This window comes from Mesorhizobium sp. P2_H9, assembly GCF_056403215.1.
Map to the genome: position 1 here is coordinate 386924 of NZ_JBFUFX010000004.1, position 15914 is coordinate 402837.

Consider the following 15914-nt stretch of genomic DNA (forward strand, 5'->3'; position numbering starts at 1 on the left):
GATGGCGGATACGATCAAGATGGCTGACCGAACCTATTATGCGCCGCAGGGCGGCCACCCCGGCCAGAGCGAGTTGCTGACCGGCCGCGCCGTTTTCACCGAGGCCTATGCCATCATCCCCAGGGGGGTGATGCAGGACATCGTCACCAGCGCCTTGCCGTTCTGGGACAAGACCCGCGTCTGGATATTGTCGCGCCCGCTGTCGGGTTTTGCCGAGACCTTTTCGCAATACATCGTCGAGATCGCGCCCGGTGGTGGCAGCGACCGGCCTGAACCCGATGAAGGTGCCGAGGGCGGCCTGTTCGTGGTCGAAGGCGAGCTGAGCGTGTTCGTCGGCGGCAAGACGCATGTGATGCGGCCCGGCGGCTTTGCCTTCCTGCCGCCGGCCAGCGGATGGACGGTCCGCAACCAAAGCAAGGCTGCTGTCCGCTTCCACTGGATCCGCAAGGCTTACGAGGCCGTCGAGGGTATCGATGTGCCGCCAGCCTTCTTCGCCAACGAACAGGAGATCGCGCCGACGCCAATGGCTGGCACCGAAGGCCGGTGGGCAACGACGCGCTTCGTCGATCCGGCCGACATGCGCCACGACATGCACATCACCGTGGTGACGCTGGAGCCGGGCGCGGTCATCCCCTTCGCCGAGACGCATGTCATGGAGCACGGCCTCTATGTGCTCGAAGGCAAGGGCGTCTACCGGCTCAACCAGGACTGGGTCGAGGTCGAGGCCGGCGACTATATGTGGCTGCGCGCCTTCTGCCCGCAGGCCTGCTATGCCGGCGGACCGGCCAAATTCCGCTATCTGCTCTACAAGGACGTCAACCGCCACGCCAAGCTTGGCGGCGCCGGCGTCGCCAGGCGGGCGCCGTGACCCGGATCGTTGCGCGGCCGCTGACCCGCGAGAGCTTTGCCGAGTTCGGTGACGTGATCGACATGGGCGGCGACAATCACTACCCGATCAATGGCGGCCGGGCCGAGCGCTACCACGAACTCGCTACCGCCGAAGCCGCCGGGCCAAATGCACGCGTGCTGATTTCGATGGTGCGCGGCACGCCCTACGAAATGCCGCTGAAGCTCGCCATGGTCGAGCGCCACCCTTTCGGCAGCCAGGCCTTCATCCCGCTGTCGCCGCGCCCGTTCCTGGTCGTGGTCTGCCATGACGGTGCCGAAGGTCCCGGCGAGCCTCATGCCTTCATCACCGCGCCAGGCCAAGGCATCAACTACCCACGCAATCTGTGGCACGGCGTGCTGACGCCGATCGGCGTGGCGCAGGACTTCCTGATCGTCGACCGCGGCGGCGACGGCTCAAACCTCGAAGAGTGCCATTTCTCGCACGCCTACGAGATCCATCTCCCCGACGGAAAGTAACAATGACCGACATTTCGCTGATCGACCGGCTGCTCGACGTGATCGAGCACGACATCGTGCCGAAGACCGCGCAAGGCGTCGCCCATGGCAATAAGCTGTTCGGCGCCGCGATCCTGCGCAAGGACGACCGTTCGCTGGTGCTGGCCGAAACCAACAACGAGATGGAAAACCCGCTCTGGCACGGCGAGGTGCATTGCCTGAAGCGCTTCTATGAAATGCCCAGGGCCGACCGCGTGGATACGAAAGACGCCATCTTCATTGCCACGCACGAACCTTGTTCGCTTTGCCTGTCGGCGATCACCTGGACCGGTTTCGACAATTTCTACTATCTGTTCAGTCACGAGGATTCGCGCGACTCTTTCGCCATTCCGCACGATCTGAAGATCCTGAAAGAGGTCTTCACGCTCGACCCCGGCGGCTACAATGCCGAGAACGCCTACTGGAAGAGCTTTTCGATTCGCAGGCTGGTGCGAACGCTGCCCGAGGCGGAACGCCGGCGGCTGGAAGCCCGGATCGGCGCAATCTCCGCCCGCTACGACGAGCTCTCCGGCGTTTATCAGGAGAGCAAGGCAGAGAACGACATTCCACTGAACTGACGCGGATTGACCAGCCGAATTCGTTGGCTGGCCCATGACGCGATCCGGTGGCCTCCATCATGTGGCGACCTTGGAGTGCGTCCGCATGAAAACCATCACCGAATTTCCGCGCAAGGTCGTCGAGTTCCCGGATATGGGGATCGTCATGCCCGACGGCTGCCGGCTGTCGGCGCGGGTGTGGATGCCGGAAGATGCCGATGGCGATCCGGTGCCGGCGATCCTCGAACATTTGCCTTACCGCAAGCGCGACGGCACCATCTTTCGCGATCAGCTGACGCATCCCTATTTTGCCGGCCACGGCTATGCCTCGATCCGCGTCGACATGCGCGGCAATGGCGATTCCGAAGGGCTGATGGACGACGAATATTCCGAGCAGGAATTGCAGGATGCCTGCGACGTCATCGCCTGGGCGGCGGCGCAACCATGGTGCAATGGCAGCGTCGGCATGATGGGCATTTCCTGGGGCGGCTTCAACTGCCTGCAGGTGGCCGCGATGCAGCCGCCGGCGCTGAAGGCGGTGATCAGCATCTGTTCGACGGTCGACCGCTATGCCGACGACATCCACTACAAGGGCGGCTGCCTGCTAACCGAGAATTTCGGCTGGGCCTCGACCATGCTGTCCTATTCGTCGCGGCCGCCGGATCCGCTGATCGCGGGCGACAACAGGTGGCGCGATTTGTGGATGACACGGCTGGAAAATCAACAGTTCCTGCTGCCGCTATGGCTCAGCCATCAGCACCGCGATTCCTATTGGAAGCGCGGTTCGATCTGCGAGGATTTTTCGGCAGTCAAGGCGGCGGTGCTGTCGATCGGCGGCTGGCATGACGGCTATCGCAACACGATCTCGCATCTCGCCGCCAACATCGAAGCGCCGGTCAAGGGCATTGTCGGCCCGTGGATCCACAAATACCCGCACTACGCAGCACCCAAGCCCGCCATAGGCTTCCTGCAGGAGGCCTTGCGCTGGTGGGACCGCTGGCTGAAGGGCGTCGATACCGGCGTCGAGGCCGACCCGGCCTACCGCGCCTATGTGATGGACAGCGTCCGCCCCGCGCGCTGGCATCCGGAACGGCCGGGCCGCTGGGTCGCCGAACAGGAATGGCCGTCGCCAAACATCAAGACGCAAACGATCGAGTTGATCCCCGAGGGCAGCAAGCCGGTCATCGTCGCTTCGCCGCAGAGCTGCGGCCTCGCCGGCGGCGAGTATTTTCCCTTCACCTTCGGCCCGGAACTGCCCGGCGACCAGCGCCCCGACGATGCGCTGTCGGTGTGTTTCGACCGGCCGGCGCTGACCGAGGCGATCGACATCGTCGGCGCCCCGGAAGTCCTGGTCGGGCTCTCTTCGGACCGGCGCCAGGCGAACATCGCGGTCCGGCTGTGCGACGTGCACCCGGACGGGGCCTCRGAACTGATCTCCTACGGCGTGCTCAACCTGACGCACCGCAACTCGCATGAATTCCCCGAGGTACTGATTCCAGGCGAAACGGTGTTGGCGCGGGTCATACTCGACCAGTGCGCCTACCGCGTGCCGGCCGGCCATCGCCTGCGCATTGCCGTTTCGAACGCCTACTGGCCGATGATCTGGCCATCGCCGGAGCCCGTCCGGCTGGACCTGTCGGCCGCGACGCTCATGCTGCCGCTGCGCCTGCTGGCGAAAGGCGACGAAGTAACCTTCCCTTCGCCAGAGGCCGCCTCGCCCTGGGCAACGAAGCTGGTGCGTGCCGCCAATTCCGAGCGTCACGTCGACCGCAACGAGAAGACCGGGGTGGTCTCGCTTTCCATCGTCGACGATTTTGGCGCAGTGCGCGATCTTGAGCATGACTTGGTAAATGGCAGCATCGCCCGGGAGACCTGGACGATCCATCCTGACAATCCGCTGGCAGCCTCGGGCAAAACCTGGTGGACGCAGACATTGTCGCGAAATGGATGGTCGGTACGCACCGAAGCCTTTACCGAAATGCGCTCCGACGCACAAAGCTTCACGGTTAGCGCCAGAATCGAAGCCTACGAGGGTGAAATCCTGGTTTTCGAACGCGATTTCGAAGAGACGATCCCGCGCGCCCTGCTCTGAGCGCCCATGCGGTGGTTCGAGGTTGGTCCAATCGCGACGTGCGATTTACGCCACGGCATGTCGCATTCGGTCTTGCTTACGGCTTTCCCTTACGGTCATTATCCCCCGATAATAATCAACAAAAAACGACCACAAGGTCGAACCAACAGAGTGAGGAACTCAATATGTCAAACGAACTGGAATTCCTTAGCCGGCGCGTCGCTTCCGGCAAACTGAGCCGTCGCGATTTTCTCGGCCGGGCCGCAGCACTCGGCGTCACCGCGCCCTTCGCCAACTCGCTGCTTTCGAGCGCGGCGCGCGCGGCAGGTCCGGTCAAGGGCGGCACGCTGAAGGCCGGTCTGGTCGGCGGCGAGTCCACCAACAGCCTCGACCCGGCGCTGATGATGACCCAGGTGCCGTTCGCCTTCGGCAAGATGTGGGGCGAGATGATCGTCGAGCTTTCGCCGGAAGGCAAGCTTGAGAACCGTATCGCCGAGGAGATCGGCGCGTCGGACGACGCCAAGACCTGGACGCTGAAGATCCGTGACGGCGTCGAATTCCACAATGGCAAGACGGTGACCGCCGAGGACGTGGCCGCCACGCTCGAGCGCCATTCCGACGAGAAGTCGAAATCCGGCGCGCTCGGCTACATGAAGGGCATCGCGACCATCAAGGCCAGCGGCAAGGAAGTCGTGCTGACGCTGAAGGAGCCAAATGCCGACCTGCCCTATCTGCTCAGCGACTACCATCTGATCGTCCAGCCGAATGGTGGCAAGGACGGAGCCGACGCCGGCATCTCGGCCGGCCCCTACAAGGTCAAGACCAACGAGCCCGGCGTGCGCCATGGCGGCGAGCGTTTCGCTAACTACTGGCAGGGCGACAAGATGGGCCATGCCGACCAGATCGAGATCATCGTCATCAACGACGCCACGGCGCGCACGGCAGCCCTGCAGGGCGGCCAGGTCAACATGATCAACCGCGTCGAGCCGAAGATCGTCGACCTGATCAAGCGCCTGCCAGGCGTCACCATCCGCAACCACGCCGGCCCCGGCCACTACGTTTTCATCATGCACTGCGACACGGCGCCCTTCGACAACGCCGATCTGCGCATGGCGTTGAAGCTGGCGATCGACCGCGAAGAGATGCTGGACAAGATCCTGCGCGGCTACGGCTCGCTCGGCAACGACTTCCCGATCAACGCTTCCTACCCGCTGTTCACCGAGATCGAACAGCGCAAATACGATCCCGACAAGGCCAAGTTCCACTTCAAAAAGTCGGGCCATGACGGCGCCGTGCTGCTACGCACATCGGATGTCGCCTTCCCGGGCGCCGTCGACGCCGCACAACTCTACCAGCAGAGCGCGGCCAAGGCCGGCATCACGCTCGAGATCAAGCGCGAGCCCGGCGACGGCTACTGGTCGGAAGTCTGGAACAAGCAGCCCTTCTGCGCTTCCTACTGGGGCGGACGCTCGACACAGGACCAGATGTACTCCACCGCCTATCTGTCGACGGCCGACTGGAACGACACGCGTTTCATCCGTCCGGATTTCGACAAGATGGTGCTGGCGGCCCGCGCCGAGCTCGACGAGGCCAAGCGTAAGGCGATGTACCACGACATGGCTGTCATTGTCCGCGACGAAGGCGGCCTGATCCTGCCGATGTTCAACCAGTTCATCGACGCGACGGGCGCCAAGGTTGGCGGCTGGGTTGACGATCCACATCAGGAGCTGATGAACGGCTACGCACTGGCGAAGTGCTGGCTCGAAGCCTGAGCCTGGCCTTGCGGATATGTCTTCACCCATCCTGAAACTAATTGCCCAGCGCATTGCGCTGGGCATCGTTCTCCTGTTGGCCGTTTCGGTCCTGATCTTCGCCGGCACCCAGATTCTGCCCGGCGACGTCGCGCAAGCCATTCTCGGACAATCGGCGACGCCGGAGTCGCTCGCCAATCTGCGCGAGCAGCTCGGGCTCAACGACCCGGCCTATATCAGGTATTTCCGCTGGCTCGGCGGCGTCGTGACGGGCGATCTCGGCACCGCCATGTCGAGCGGCCAGGATATTGCAACGTCGATCAAGGGACGGTTGTGGAACACGCTGTTCCTCGCCTTCTGGGCGGCGGTCGTGGCGGTGCCGCTGGCGATCATTCTCGGCCTGATTGCGGTGCGCTACCGCAATGGCTGGGTCGACAAGCTGATCTCCGGACTGGCGCTCGCCTCGACATCGTTTCCCGAATTCTTCATCGGCTATGTGCTCGTCTATTTCTTCGCCGTGAAATGGCAGATTTTTCCTGGCATTTCGACCGTCTATGACGACATGCCCTTCGGCGAGCGCATGCAGGCGATCGCGCTGCCGGCAACGGCGCTGACGCTGGTGGTGCTCGCCCACATGATGCGCATGACGCGCGCGGCGATCCTCAATGTCATGCAGTCGGCCTATGTCGAGACGGCGGAGCTGAAAGGCCTGTCGGCGTTCAATGTCATTCGCAAGCATGCCTTTCCCAACGCCATCGCGCCGATCATCAACGTCGTCATGCTCAACCTCGCCTACCTGATCGTCGGCGTCGTCGTGGTCGAAGTGATCTTCGTCTATCCGGGCATGGGGCAGTATCTGGTCGACCACGTCACCAAGCGCGACGTGCCTGTCGTGCAGGCGGTCGGCCTGATCTTCGCCGCCGTCTACATCAGCCTGAACATCATTGCGGACATAGCGGCAATCGTCGCCAATCCGCGTCTCAGACATCCGAAATAGGGGGCGGGCATGCTCGATATCAAACGCATCCCGATCCCCGCGCTGATCGGCATCGTGCTGACGACACTGTTCGTTCTGGCGGCGATCTTCGCGCCCTTCATCGCGCCACACGGCAATGGCGAGATCATCGGCGACGTCTGGGAACCGATGTCATCAGCACATTGGCTGGGCACCGACAATCTCGGCCGTGACCTGCTGTCGCGCATGATCTACGGCGCCCGCATCACGCTGTTCATCGCCGTGCTGGCCACCGCGCTATCGTTCTCGCTCGGCGCCATTCTCGGCTTCTCGGCGGCGGTGTTCGGCGGCTGGTACGACACGCTGCTGTCGCGGCTTGTCGATCTGCTGATGTCGATCCCGACGCTGATCATGGGCCTCGTCGTGCTTTCGGTGTTGCCGACCAACCTGGTGACGCTGATCCTGGTGATGGGCATTCTCGACTCGACCCGCGTCTATCGCCTGTCGCGCGCGGTCGCCGTCGACATCAACGTCATGGACTATGTCGAAGCCGCCAAATTGCGCGGCGAAGGCAGCGGCTGGATCATCTTCCGCGAGATACTGCCCAATGCGCTGTCGCCGCTGGTTTCGGAACTCGGCCTGCGCTTCATCTATGCCGTGCTGTTCCTGTCGACGCTGTCCTTCCTCGGCCTTGGCGTACAGCCGCCGGACGCCGACTGGGGCGGCATGGTCAAGGAAAACAAGGACGGTATTGTCTTCGGCATTGGCGCTGCCCTCATTCCGGCAGCGGCGATCGCGATGCTGGCGATTTCCGTCAATCTGGTCGCCGACTGGGTGCTCAACCGCACGACAAGCCTGAAGGGAGGACGCGGGTGATGGCTGACCAGCAGAAGAAATCCGTGCTGCTCGACATCCGCAACCTTCGCATCGAGGCGACGGTGTTCCCGCCCGGCGAGCCGCCGAAGAACATCGTGCTCGTCCATGACGTGTCGCTGACGCTCGAAAAGGGCAAGGTGCTTGGCCTGATCGGCGAGTCCGGCGCCGGCAAGTCGACCATCGGCCTGTCGTCGATGGGCTATGGCCGCGGCGGCGTGCGCATCACTGGCGGCGAGGTCATCCTCAACGGCCGAGACATCCTCAAGGGCGGCAAGGAGGGTTTTCGCAAGCTGCGCGGCCGCGAGGTCTGCTATGTCGCGCAATCGGCGGCGGCCGCCTTCAACCCGGCGCACAAGCTGATGGACCAGGTGGTGGAAGCCACGCTGCTGCACGGCACGGCGACACGGGCCGAGGCCGAAAAACGCGCCGTCGCGCTGTTTAAGAAGCTCAGCCTGCCAAACCCCGAAACCATCGGCGAACGCTTCCCGCACCAGGTCTCCGGCGGCCAGCTGCAGCGCGTGATGACGGCGATGGCGCTGTGCTCGGAACCCGACCTGATCGTCTTCGACGAGCCGACCACGGCGCTCGACGTGACGACGCAGATCGACGTGCTGGCGGCAATCAAGGACGCCATCCGCGATACCCATGTCGCGGCGCTCTACATCACCCACGACCTTGCCGTCGTTGCCCAGGTCTCGGACGAGATCATGGTGCTGCGCCATGGCCGGCTGGTCGAATGGGGCGGCACTCGCCAGATCATCAAGGAGCCGCGCCAGGAATACACCAACGCGCTGGTCTCGGTGCACGAGATCGAGCACCACGAGCAGAAGCCCGGCACGACGCCGTTCCTGTCGGTCAAGAACGTTACCGCTGCCTATGGCCGCAGCCACATCAAAGTGCTGAAGAACGTCTCCGTTGACATCTATCCGGGCCAGACGCTGGCCGTGGTCGGCGAGTCCGGCTCCGGCAAGTCGACTCTGGCGCGCGCCATCACCGGGCTTTTGCCACCCGAAGAGGGAACCGTCACCTTCGACGGGCGGCCGCTGGCCAACCGGCTTGCCGACCGGCCGAAGGAGGATCTGCAGCAGTTGCAGATGATCTACCAGATGGCCGACGTGGCGATGAACCCGCGCCAGACGGTCGGCACCATCATCGGCCGGCCGCTCGAATTCTATTTCGGCATACGCGGGCGCGAGCGCGACAAACGCGTCGCCGAACTGCTCGACAAGATCGAGATGGGCAAGGGCTTTTCCGACCGCTACCCGGCCGAGCTTTCCGGCGGCCAGAAGCAGCGCGTCTGCATCGCCCGCTCGCTCGCCGCCAAGCCGAAACTGATCATCTGTGACGAGGTGACCTCGGCACTCGACCCGCTGGTGGCCAACGGCATCCTCAAGCTGCTGCTGGAACTGCAGAAGGAAGAAAACGTCGCCTATCTGTTCATCACCCATGACCTGGCGACCGTGAAATCGATCGCCGATTCGATCGCGGTGATGTATCGCGGCGAGGTGGTGCGCTACGGGCCGAAGAGCAAGGTGCTGTCGCCACCCTTCGACGCCTACACCGATCTCCTGCTCTCCTCCGTTCCCGAAATGGAAATCGGCTGGCTGGAAAAGGCGATCAAGGGACGGCGCATGGCCAGCGCGGGAAACTAGCGGTTTCGCGGCACCAGCCGCGAAGACTTGCCTTCAACGACAAAGCCTTCCGGAGCAGCCCTTGGCGCTCGAGACAAAACTGTTGCTGATCATCCTCGACGGCGTGCCCTACCGCAATTGGCGCCGGCTGATGGGCAATCTCGAGGGCTGGGTGCTCTCGGGCGAAGCGCAGGTCTGGAAGATGCGCTCGGTGCTGCCGTCGACTTCTGCCTGCTGCTACGCCTCGATCCACACCGGGGTGTCGCCGCAAGTGCACGGCATCCTGTCCAACGAGAACCGTTTTCGCGTTACCCAGCCGGACATCTTCTCCGAGGTCAGCAGGGCTGGCGGCAAGACAGGCGCCGTCACCCATTCCTACTGGTCCGAATTCTTCCGTGCCTATCCGTTCGACCCGGTCGACGACATGGAGTTCGACGAACCCGGCGGGCCGATCGCACATGGCCGCTTCCACACCATGACTGGCTACAATCTCAGGAACCAGATGACGCCGAGCGACGTCGACCTGTTCGCGACGCTGACCATGCTGACCAAACGCCACGGCATCGACTACGGCATCCTGCACAGCTGTACGCTCGACTCGATGGGCCACCGCTTTGGCCACGACTGCCATGAGATGGACCATGCCGTCTATGCCATGGACGGCATGCTGGCCGCCTTCCTGCCGCGCTGGCGGGAAGCCGGCTACGAAGTGATTGTCACCGCCGATCACGGCCAGACCGACCGCGGTCATCATGGCGGCCACGACGACGAGATGCAGGATTTCGCGCTGTATTATTTCGGACCCGGCAAGGGACCGGAGGCCGACACTATGATCGACCAGCTGCAGCTGGCGCCGACGGTGCTGAAGCGGCTTGGTGTGCCGGTGCCGGCGACGATGAAGGCAAAGCCTTTCTTGAGCTGAGCGGCTCTTCCCTTCTCCCCTTGTGGCAGAAGGTGGATTGTCGCGAAACGACAACACGGATGAGGGGTGCTGGAAGAAACTCGGCGCGAAAATATTGAGGGATTTTAAGCGCTTAATTCTTCGGCGTAGCGATCCGTCCAGCACCCCTCATCCGTCTCGGCGCTGCGCGCCGATCCACCTTCTCCCACAAGCGGAGAAGGAAAGAGGGGCTCTGGCAACCTCCCCGCTCTTCGGTTAGCCTCCCGAAAATTCCTTGGCGGAAGGATGAACCTTTTTGGATCGATCGGCGACAGAGCAGACAGGAGCCAGGCGGCTCGACCGGCCATGACGGCAGCGACGGAGACCGATCGCGCGCTTGTCGACCGGGTCGCGAAGGGCGACCGTGCCGCCGTTCGGCTCCTGTTCATGCGCCACCACGCGCGGGTCTACCGCTTCGTGGCGCGCCAGACGGGATCGGAATTGATGGCTGACGATATCGCTAACGAGGTTTTTCTCGAGCTCTGGCGCCAGGCCCCTGGCTTCGAGGGACGCTCGGAAGTCTCGACCTGGCTGCTCGGCATCGCCCGCTTCAAGGCGCTGTCCTTGCTGCGCAAGAAAAAGGAAGACTGGATCGACGACGATGACGCGGCGCAGGTTCCCGACAGCGCCGACACGCCGGAAGTCGCCACCATGAAGGAAGACAAGGGCGCCGCCCTACGGCGCTTTGTCGATGCCTTGCCGGAAGAACATCGCGTGGTCATCGACCTTGCCTATTACCACGGGCAGTCGGTGACCGAGATCGGCGAGGTGCTCAGCATTCCGGTGGCCACGGTCAAGACCAGGATGTTCTACGCCCGCAAGAAACTCGGCGAAGCCCTCAAGGCCGCCGGTTACGACAGGGGGTGGCCATGAGCGCCGCTGAAAAGATGTCACGTCGCGACGAAATGGAAACGCTGCTGCCGTTCTATCTGAACGGATCGCTGGAAGGTTCGGAACTCGAGGCCATCGAGGAATGGCTGGCGAACGACCCGGCGGCGCTTGCCGCATTGGGCGAGGCCGAAGCCGAGTTCTCCGGCACCACGGCGGCCAACGAGATGATTCGCCCGCCGGCAGATGCGCTCAGCCGCTTTGCCAGGGCGCTCGAGGCCGAGGCCGGTCCGGCGCGTGCGGCACAAGCTTCGTCCTGGCTGGCGCAGGTCTGGGGTCGCTTCATGGCGGTGCCGGTCGGCGTCGCCTGGGCCGCAGCCGCGGTGCTGCTTGCCCTGATCATGGTGCAGTCTTTCGTGCAGCCCGGCGGCAAGGGTGGCGATTTCGAGATTGCCGGCCAGGAAGACGATCTGGCGAAAATGCCGTTCGCGCTGGCCAAGTTCAAGCCGGATGCGAAGATGTCCGACATCGCGGCCTTTCTTGGCCAAAATGGGCTGAAGATTGTCGGCGGGCCAACCGCCGACGGCGTCTTCCGCCTCGGCATCCCGGCCAAGACCGCCGCCGATTATGAAAAGCTGCTCGGCCTTATTGCCGCCCAGCCTTTCGCGGAAACTGTGATCGAGGGAAGGAAACCGGTTGATGGCGGCTAAGGCGGTCATTCGATGTGCGGCACTTCTTGCGGCGGCGATGACAATCGTCGCCGCGCCTGCCTTTGCGCAGACCAATGATCCGAACCTGAGTCAGACCGAGATCGACTGCCTCAACGGCAAAAATGCAGCCGGCGCCGATTGCGCCAAGAATGGCGGAACGCCCGGCGGTGCAACACAGGCCGGGGCCGTCTTTCTGCCAGAGCTGATCGTCGACCTGTTCCCCAATCCGGCTAAGGCTCCCGCACCACCGCCAGCCCCACCGGCCGATGCACCGGCGGTCCCGGCCGCCGTGCCAGGCGGTCCGATCGTTGCACCGACCGATCTGGTGGCGACCGAGCCGCCGCGGGCCGTCATTGGTGACTTCGTGCCCGACGAGGTGCTGGTGACGGTCGATGGCGATGCCGGCGCCGTCCAGCAGATCGCCACCGCCTTCGGCCTCCAGGTGCGCTCGCAGCGCCAGTCGCGGCTGCTCGGCACCACGCTGGTGCGCTTTGGCATTCCCGATGGCCGCCCGGTGGGCGTCGTGCTGGCGCAGCTTGCCGCCGATGGCCGCACCCAGCGGCGCGAGCCCAACCATGTCTATTCGCTGCAGCAGGCGGCCAGCATCGTCAACTATGCCTTCGATCACATCGCGCTCGACGAGAAGCAGGCGAGCGGCGAGAATGTGCGCATCGCCGTCATCGACACCGGCATCGACGACACCAATCCGGCGCTGTCCGGCGTCATTGCCGAACAGTTCGACGCCATGCCCGACGTGCCGGTCGAGAAGCGCGATCACGGCACCTCGATCGACGGGCTGATCGCCGGCGTCGGTGCGCTCAAAGGCATGGCGCCGGGGGCCAAGATCTACCACGCCCGCGCCTTCGAAGGCGGCAGGTCGACCATGGATGTGATCCTTTCGGCGCTCGACTGGGCGGCGGATCAGGATGTCCGCATCATCAATATGAGCTTCGTCGGCCCGAAGAACGATCTGCTCGGCACCGCTTGCCGCAATGCCAGGGCGCTTGGCATCGTGCTGGTCGCCGCCGCCGGCAACAATGGGCCGAAGGCGCCTTACGGCTATCCGGCCGCCTTCGACGGCGTCATCGCGGTGACCGCCACCGATGCCAAGGACGGGCTGATGCCGCAGGCCAATCGCGGCGCCTATGTCTTCATCTCGGCGCCCGGCGTCGAGATGGTGGCGCCGAGCGGCGCTGGCTCGGATGTGGTCACCGGCACCTCGTTTGCCGCCGCCATCGTCAGCGGGGCCGTCGCCAATCTGATCCATGCCGCGCCCGACCGCTCGGCCGACGAGATCGAGAAGGCGCTGGCCGAAACCGCCAGGGATCTCGGCCCCAAGGGGCGGGACAATGATTTCGGCTATGGGTTGCTGGACACCAAGGCGGCGGAGGCGGCGAAGGAGTGAGCCCCGGAAATTCGGTCGACTTCGCGCGACCAGTTCAGAGGCTCGGACCTAACCGAACAGGGCTTCCATCATAGAAGCGTGACAGTCGAAAGCGGCTGAGATCGTGCCCGGTCTCGTTTCCCTGAATCATGTCGGCAACGACGCGACCGATTCCAGGCCCGATACCGAAGCCATGACCACTCATTCCCGTCGCGACGAAAAGGCCGCTCACTGCCGGCACGCGATCCACGACGGGGACGACGTCAGGCATCGCGTCAATCATGCCGCCCCAACCTGCCTTTAGGCGAACTGTTTCGAACTGTGGAAAAAGGCGTCCGAAATTGCGTTCTACCGAACGCAGACCTGCGGGTTCAGGGGCCGGGTTGAGCACCCGCATTCTCTCAAAAGGACTCTGTGAATCCGGCGCCCAATCGCGCGGCGTCGACCAGCTGTCAGGATAATCCGACGGAGCGAACGGGAAATAGCGTGTCCCGAATGGATTGACCTTGAGGGCGGGAAGATATTTGGCGGCATGCCGGAATGCATCAGGCCCCAGGTAAAGCAAATTGCTGCCTCCCGCCGCGAGCGTGTATCCGCCATCCTGTCTGCGCCTGAAAGCGATGTGGTCGTCAGCTGCCGCACCCGGATAGACTTCAGGCATGGGCTCCGTTGCGGCGACGGTTACCCTGACGCTGAGCTGGGGGATGGACACACCGTGTCTTCGAAGGAAGAGGGACGACCAGGCGCCGCCTGCGACCAGTATGCTGGAGGTCTCGATGTATCCCGCCTCGGTCCACACCCCCTTGATCCTGCCGCCTGAGATTTCGAGGGTTCGTGCCGCGCAATTCTCGACGATTTTGACGCCTTTTCGGACGGCAAGCCGAGCAAGCGCAGGCACTGCCAACCAGGGCTCCGCACGCATATCGGAGGGTGTCGTCATCGCGCCCTTGAACTTGCGCGACATGCCCTTGATGAGTTTCGCGGTTTCGTCTGTGTCCAGGAGGCGAGTGTCGAGTTCATGGATCGCGGCGATCTTCATGAACTGTTCGAAGCCGGCCATGTCCTTGTCGGAGTTCGCCAGGTAGGTCACACCTGTCTGGTTCAGCCCGATGTCTTCGCCGCATTCCTCAGCCAGCTGCTGCCATAGGCGACACGCCTCGATGACGACAGGCAGTTCATCCGCGTCTCGTCCCTGCTTTCGAATCCAGCCCCAATTTCGGGACGACTGTTCGGCGGCAACACGCCCTTTCTCCAGCAGCGTCACCGGAATGCTTTGCTGCGCAAGGAAAAGAGCGGTCGTTACGCCGATAATACCGCCACCAACAATGACCACCTTCGAACTCTTCGGTGGTGGGCCAGGATGTCGGATTGGATCCGTTTCGGAGAACGGGAATGTGGGCAAATGGTGTATCCTGGAGGACCGGTTGATGGCTCTGGCTTACTGGTTGCCACCCTCCAAAAGCCAAATCAAGGGCGGGTATAGGCAGGCCCTAGACCGGCGCGCCGGCGACCGACCCCCTGACCACGAGGTCGACCGGCCAGACCTCGCCACGAGCCCCTTCTTCCAGGCCGGAGATGCGCGCCGCCAGCCGCTCGGCGACGCGCGCGCCGGCGAGCCGGATCGACGAGCGCGTCGTCGACAGCGGCACGGAAAAGTTTTCCGGCTTCAGCCATGGGAAGACGTCGTCATGGGCGATCAGCGACAGATCGCCGGGAATGGTCAGGCCGAGATCGCGCACCGCGCGCACGACGCCAAGCGCCATGATCAGGCTGGAGCAGGCGATTGCCGTCGGCGCGTCGCCCTGTTCGAGCAGCCGCCTGGCGGCGCGATAGCCATTCTCCTCGGTCATGGCGAGCGAACAGACATGGCGCTCGCCGAGCGCCAGGCCGTTTGCCGCCAGCGCCCGGCGCACGCCGCGCTCGCGATGGATGGCGAAGGTCTCGCGGTCGTCGCCGTTGATCAGCGCCAGTCGCCGATGCCCGAGCTGAATAAGAAGCCGTGCCGCCTCGTGGAAGGCGCCCTCATTGTCGATATCGGTGAAGGGATAGTCGAAATCAAAGCCGTCGCTGCGGCCATGGACGATGAAAGGAATGCCAAGCGTGTTGACCAGCGCCACCCGCCGGTCGGCCGGCCGCGGCGAGGAGATGTAGACGGCGTCGACCTGCCGGTTGGCGACGATACGCCGATAGGTGGTCTCCTGGTCGTCGGCGTCGGCGGGTGACAGCACCAGGTCCAGCTCGTGCGAACGGGCGTAATCGCCGAGGCCGGACAGGAATTCGACGAAATGTGGATCGATATCGACGGCCGTGCCGGTGGGCAAGACATAGCCGATCATGCCGGTCTTGCCGGTCGCCAGCCGGCGCGCGCTCGGGTTCGGACGGTAGCCATGGCGCTTGGCGGCATCCATCACCCGCCGGCGCGTTTCCTCGTTGACCTCAGGGTAGCCGTTCAGCGCGCGGCTTACCGTGGTCTGCGATAGCGCCAGCATATGGGCGAGCTGTTTGAGGTTCACCGGAGGCCTCCAAGCCTCAAAGCGCTTTTAAATTGAATCGATCTAGGCGCCATGGACAGCGCAACCAAGCGCGCCGACCATAAGCACCGTTTCGTACCGGTTTGAAGTAAAATTTGCTGTTGCACTGCCATAAAAGCATGCTGCGCTGCACTTTCACTGGCTTTCACTGCAGAAATTAAATCGATTAGCTTTTCGCCCTCTTGACTTCCGACCGATTCAATGGCGTGATCAAAAAAGCCAAAGCGCTTTGGAAGACTCTGCGGAAGGTTGCGGTTCCTTTCCGACTGAGTCACAGTCCTGCAGCGTCGGCGGACG

General features: G+C 63.5%; 14 protein-coding genes. 12 read left to right on the top strand and 2 right to left on the bottom strand.

The genetic code is table 11. The features are described from left to right. Positions 1–19: 19 nt before the first annotated feature. The 12 genes from AC1DXN_RS10075 (at position 20) to AC1DXN_RS10130 (ending at position 13107) form a co-directional block, all read left to right on the top strand. Positions 20–868 (top strand): bifunctional allantoicase/(S)-ureidoglycine aminohydrolase, encoded by an 849-nt coding sequence (locus tag AC1DXN_RS10075; protein WP_477275961.1) that lies wholly within the window; start codon positions 20–22, stop codon positions 866–868. Continuing rightward, the gene (locus AC1DXN_RS10080) at positions 865–1365 is read left to right on the top strand and encodes an ureidoglycolate lyase (RefSeq protein WP_477275868.1); all 501 of its coding nucleotides are present in this window, start codon (positions 865–867) and stop codon (positions 1363–1365) included. Before AC1DXN_RS10075 ends, AC1DXN_RS10080 begins: the two co-directional genes overlap by 4 nt. A 2-nt stretch (positions 1366–1367) precedes the next feature. Further along, on the top strand, positions 1368–1961 hold the full coding sequence (locus AC1DXN_RS10085) for a nucleoside deaminase (protein WP_477275870.1): 594 nt from the start codon (positions 1368–1370) through the stop codon (positions 1959–1961). Positions 1962–2046: 85 nt separating this feature from the next. Further along, a complete protein-coding gene (locus AC1DXN_RS10090) occupies positions 2047–4032 on the top strand; it encodes a CocE/NonD family hydrolase (protein ID WP_477275872.1) in 1986 nt (661 codons plus the stop codon). A 164-nt stretch (positions 4033–4196) separates the two neighbouring features. Beyond that, positions 4197–5783: an ABC transporter substrate-binding protein gene (locus tag AC1DXN_RS10095; protein ID WP_477275874.1), complete on the top strand. Its 1587-nt coding sequence runs from the start codon at positions 4197–4199 to the stop codon at positions 5781–5783. A gap of 16 nt (positions 5784–5799) precedes the next feature. Beyond that, on the top strand, positions 5800–6759 hold the full coding sequence (locus tag AC1DXN_RS10100; protein ID WP_477275876.1) for an ABC transporter permease: 960 nt from the start codon (positions 5800–5802) through the stop codon (positions 6757–6759). A gap of 9 nt (positions 6760–6768) precedes the next feature. Then, positions 6769–7593 carry an ABC transporter permease gene (locus AC1DXN_RS10105; protein ID WP_477240966.1) on the top strand — a complete coding sequence of 275 codons (825 nt, stop codon included), beginning with the start codon at positions 6769–6771 and terminating at the stop codon, positions 7591–7593. Then, positions 7593–9245, top strand: coding sequence for an ABC transporter ATP-binding protein (locus AC1DXN_RS10110; protein WP_477275878.1), 1653 nt, complete (start codon positions 7593–7595; stop codon positions 9243–9245). Before AC1DXN_RS10105 ends, AC1DXN_RS10110 begins: the two co-directional genes overlap by 1 nt. Before the next feature lie 61 nt (positions 9246–9306). After that, complete coding sequence (locus AC1DXN_RS10115) at positions 9307–10146, top strand: alkaline phosphatase family protein (protein WP_477275880.1); 840 nt, start codon at positions 9307–9309, stop codon at positions 10144–10146. 324 nt (positions 10147–10470) lie between these two features. After that, a complete protein-coding gene (locus tag AC1DXN_RS10120) occupies positions 10471–11037 on the top strand; it encodes a sigma-70 family RNA polymerase sigma factor (RefSeq protein WP_477275882.1) in 567 nt (188 codons plus the stop codon). Further along, on the top strand, positions 11034–11702 hold the full coding sequence (locus AC1DXN_RS10125) for an anti-sigma factor (protein ID WP_477275884.1): 669 nt from the start codon (positions 11034–11036) through the stop codon (positions 11700–11702). Before AC1DXN_RS10120 ends, AC1DXN_RS10125 begins: the two co-directional genes overlap by 4 nt. Then, positions 11692–13107, top strand: coding sequence for a S8 family serine peptidase (locus AC1DXN_RS10130; RefSeq protein ID WP_477275886.1), 1416 nt, complete (start codon positions 11692–11694; stop codon positions 13105–13107). Before AC1DXN_RS10125 ends, AC1DXN_RS10130 begins: the two co-directional genes overlap by 11 nt. Before the next feature lie 34 nt (positions 13108–13141). Here AC1DXN_RS10130 and AC1DXN_RS10135 read toward each other — a convergent pair whose 3' ends face one another. Continuing rightward, complete coding sequence (locus AC1DXN_RS10135; RefSeq protein WP_477275888.1) at positions 13142–14488, bottom strand: NAD(P)/FAD-dependent oxidoreductase; 1347 nt, start codon at positions 14486–14488, stop codon at positions 13142–13144. Between the two features lie 88 nt (positions 14489–14576). Continuing rightward, positions 14577–15599 (bottom strand): LacI family DNA-binding transcriptional regulator, encoded by a 1023-nt coding sequence (locus AC1DXN_RS10140; RefSeq protein WP_477275890.1) that lies wholly within the window; start codon positions 15597–15599, stop codon positions 14577–14579. Positions 15600–15914 lie beyond the last annotated feature (315 nt).

What these genes read in the sequence shown, in the direction of transcription:
- AC1DXN_RS10075 (WP_477275961.1), top strand. Translation starts at nt 20, where the DNA reads ATGGCTGACCGAACCTATTATGCGCCGCAGGGCGGCCACCCCGGCCAG.
- AC1DXN_RS10085 (WP_477275870.1), top strand. Translation starts at nt 1,368, where the DNA reads ATGACCGACATTTCGCTGATCGACCGGCTGCTCGACGTGATCGAGCAC.
- AC1DXN_RS10095 (WP_477275874.1), top strand. Translation starts at nt 4,197, where the DNA reads ATGTCAAACGAACTGGAATTCCTTAGCCGGCGCGTCGCTTCCGGCAAA.
- AC1DXN_RS10100 (WP_477275876.1), top strand. Translation starts at nt 5,800, where the DNA reads ATGTCTTCACCCATCCTGAAACTAATTGCCCAGCGCATTGCGCTGGGC.
- AC1DXN_RS10105 (WP_477240966.1), top strand. Translation starts at nt 6,769, where the DNA reads ATGCTCGATATCAAACGCATCCCGATCCCCGCGCTGATCGGCATCGTG.
- AC1DXN_RS10110 (WP_477275878.1), top strand. Translation starts at nt 7,593, where the DNA reads ATGGCTGACCAGCAGAAGAAATCCGTGCTGCTCGACATCCGCAACCTT.
- AC1DXN_RS10120 (WP_477275882.1), top strand. Translation starts at nt 10,471, where the DNA reads ATGACGGCAGCGACGGAGACCGATCGCGCGCTTGTCGACCGGGTCGCG.
- AC1DXN_RS10125 (WP_477275884.1), top strand. Translation starts at nt 11,034, where the DNA reads ATGAGCGCCGCTGAAAAGATGTCACGTCGCGACGAAATGGAAACGCTG.
- AC1DXN_RS10130 (WP_477275886.1), top strand. Translation starts at nt 11,692, where the DNA reads ATGGCGGCTAAGGCGGTCATTCGATGTGCGGCACTTCTTGCGGCGGCG.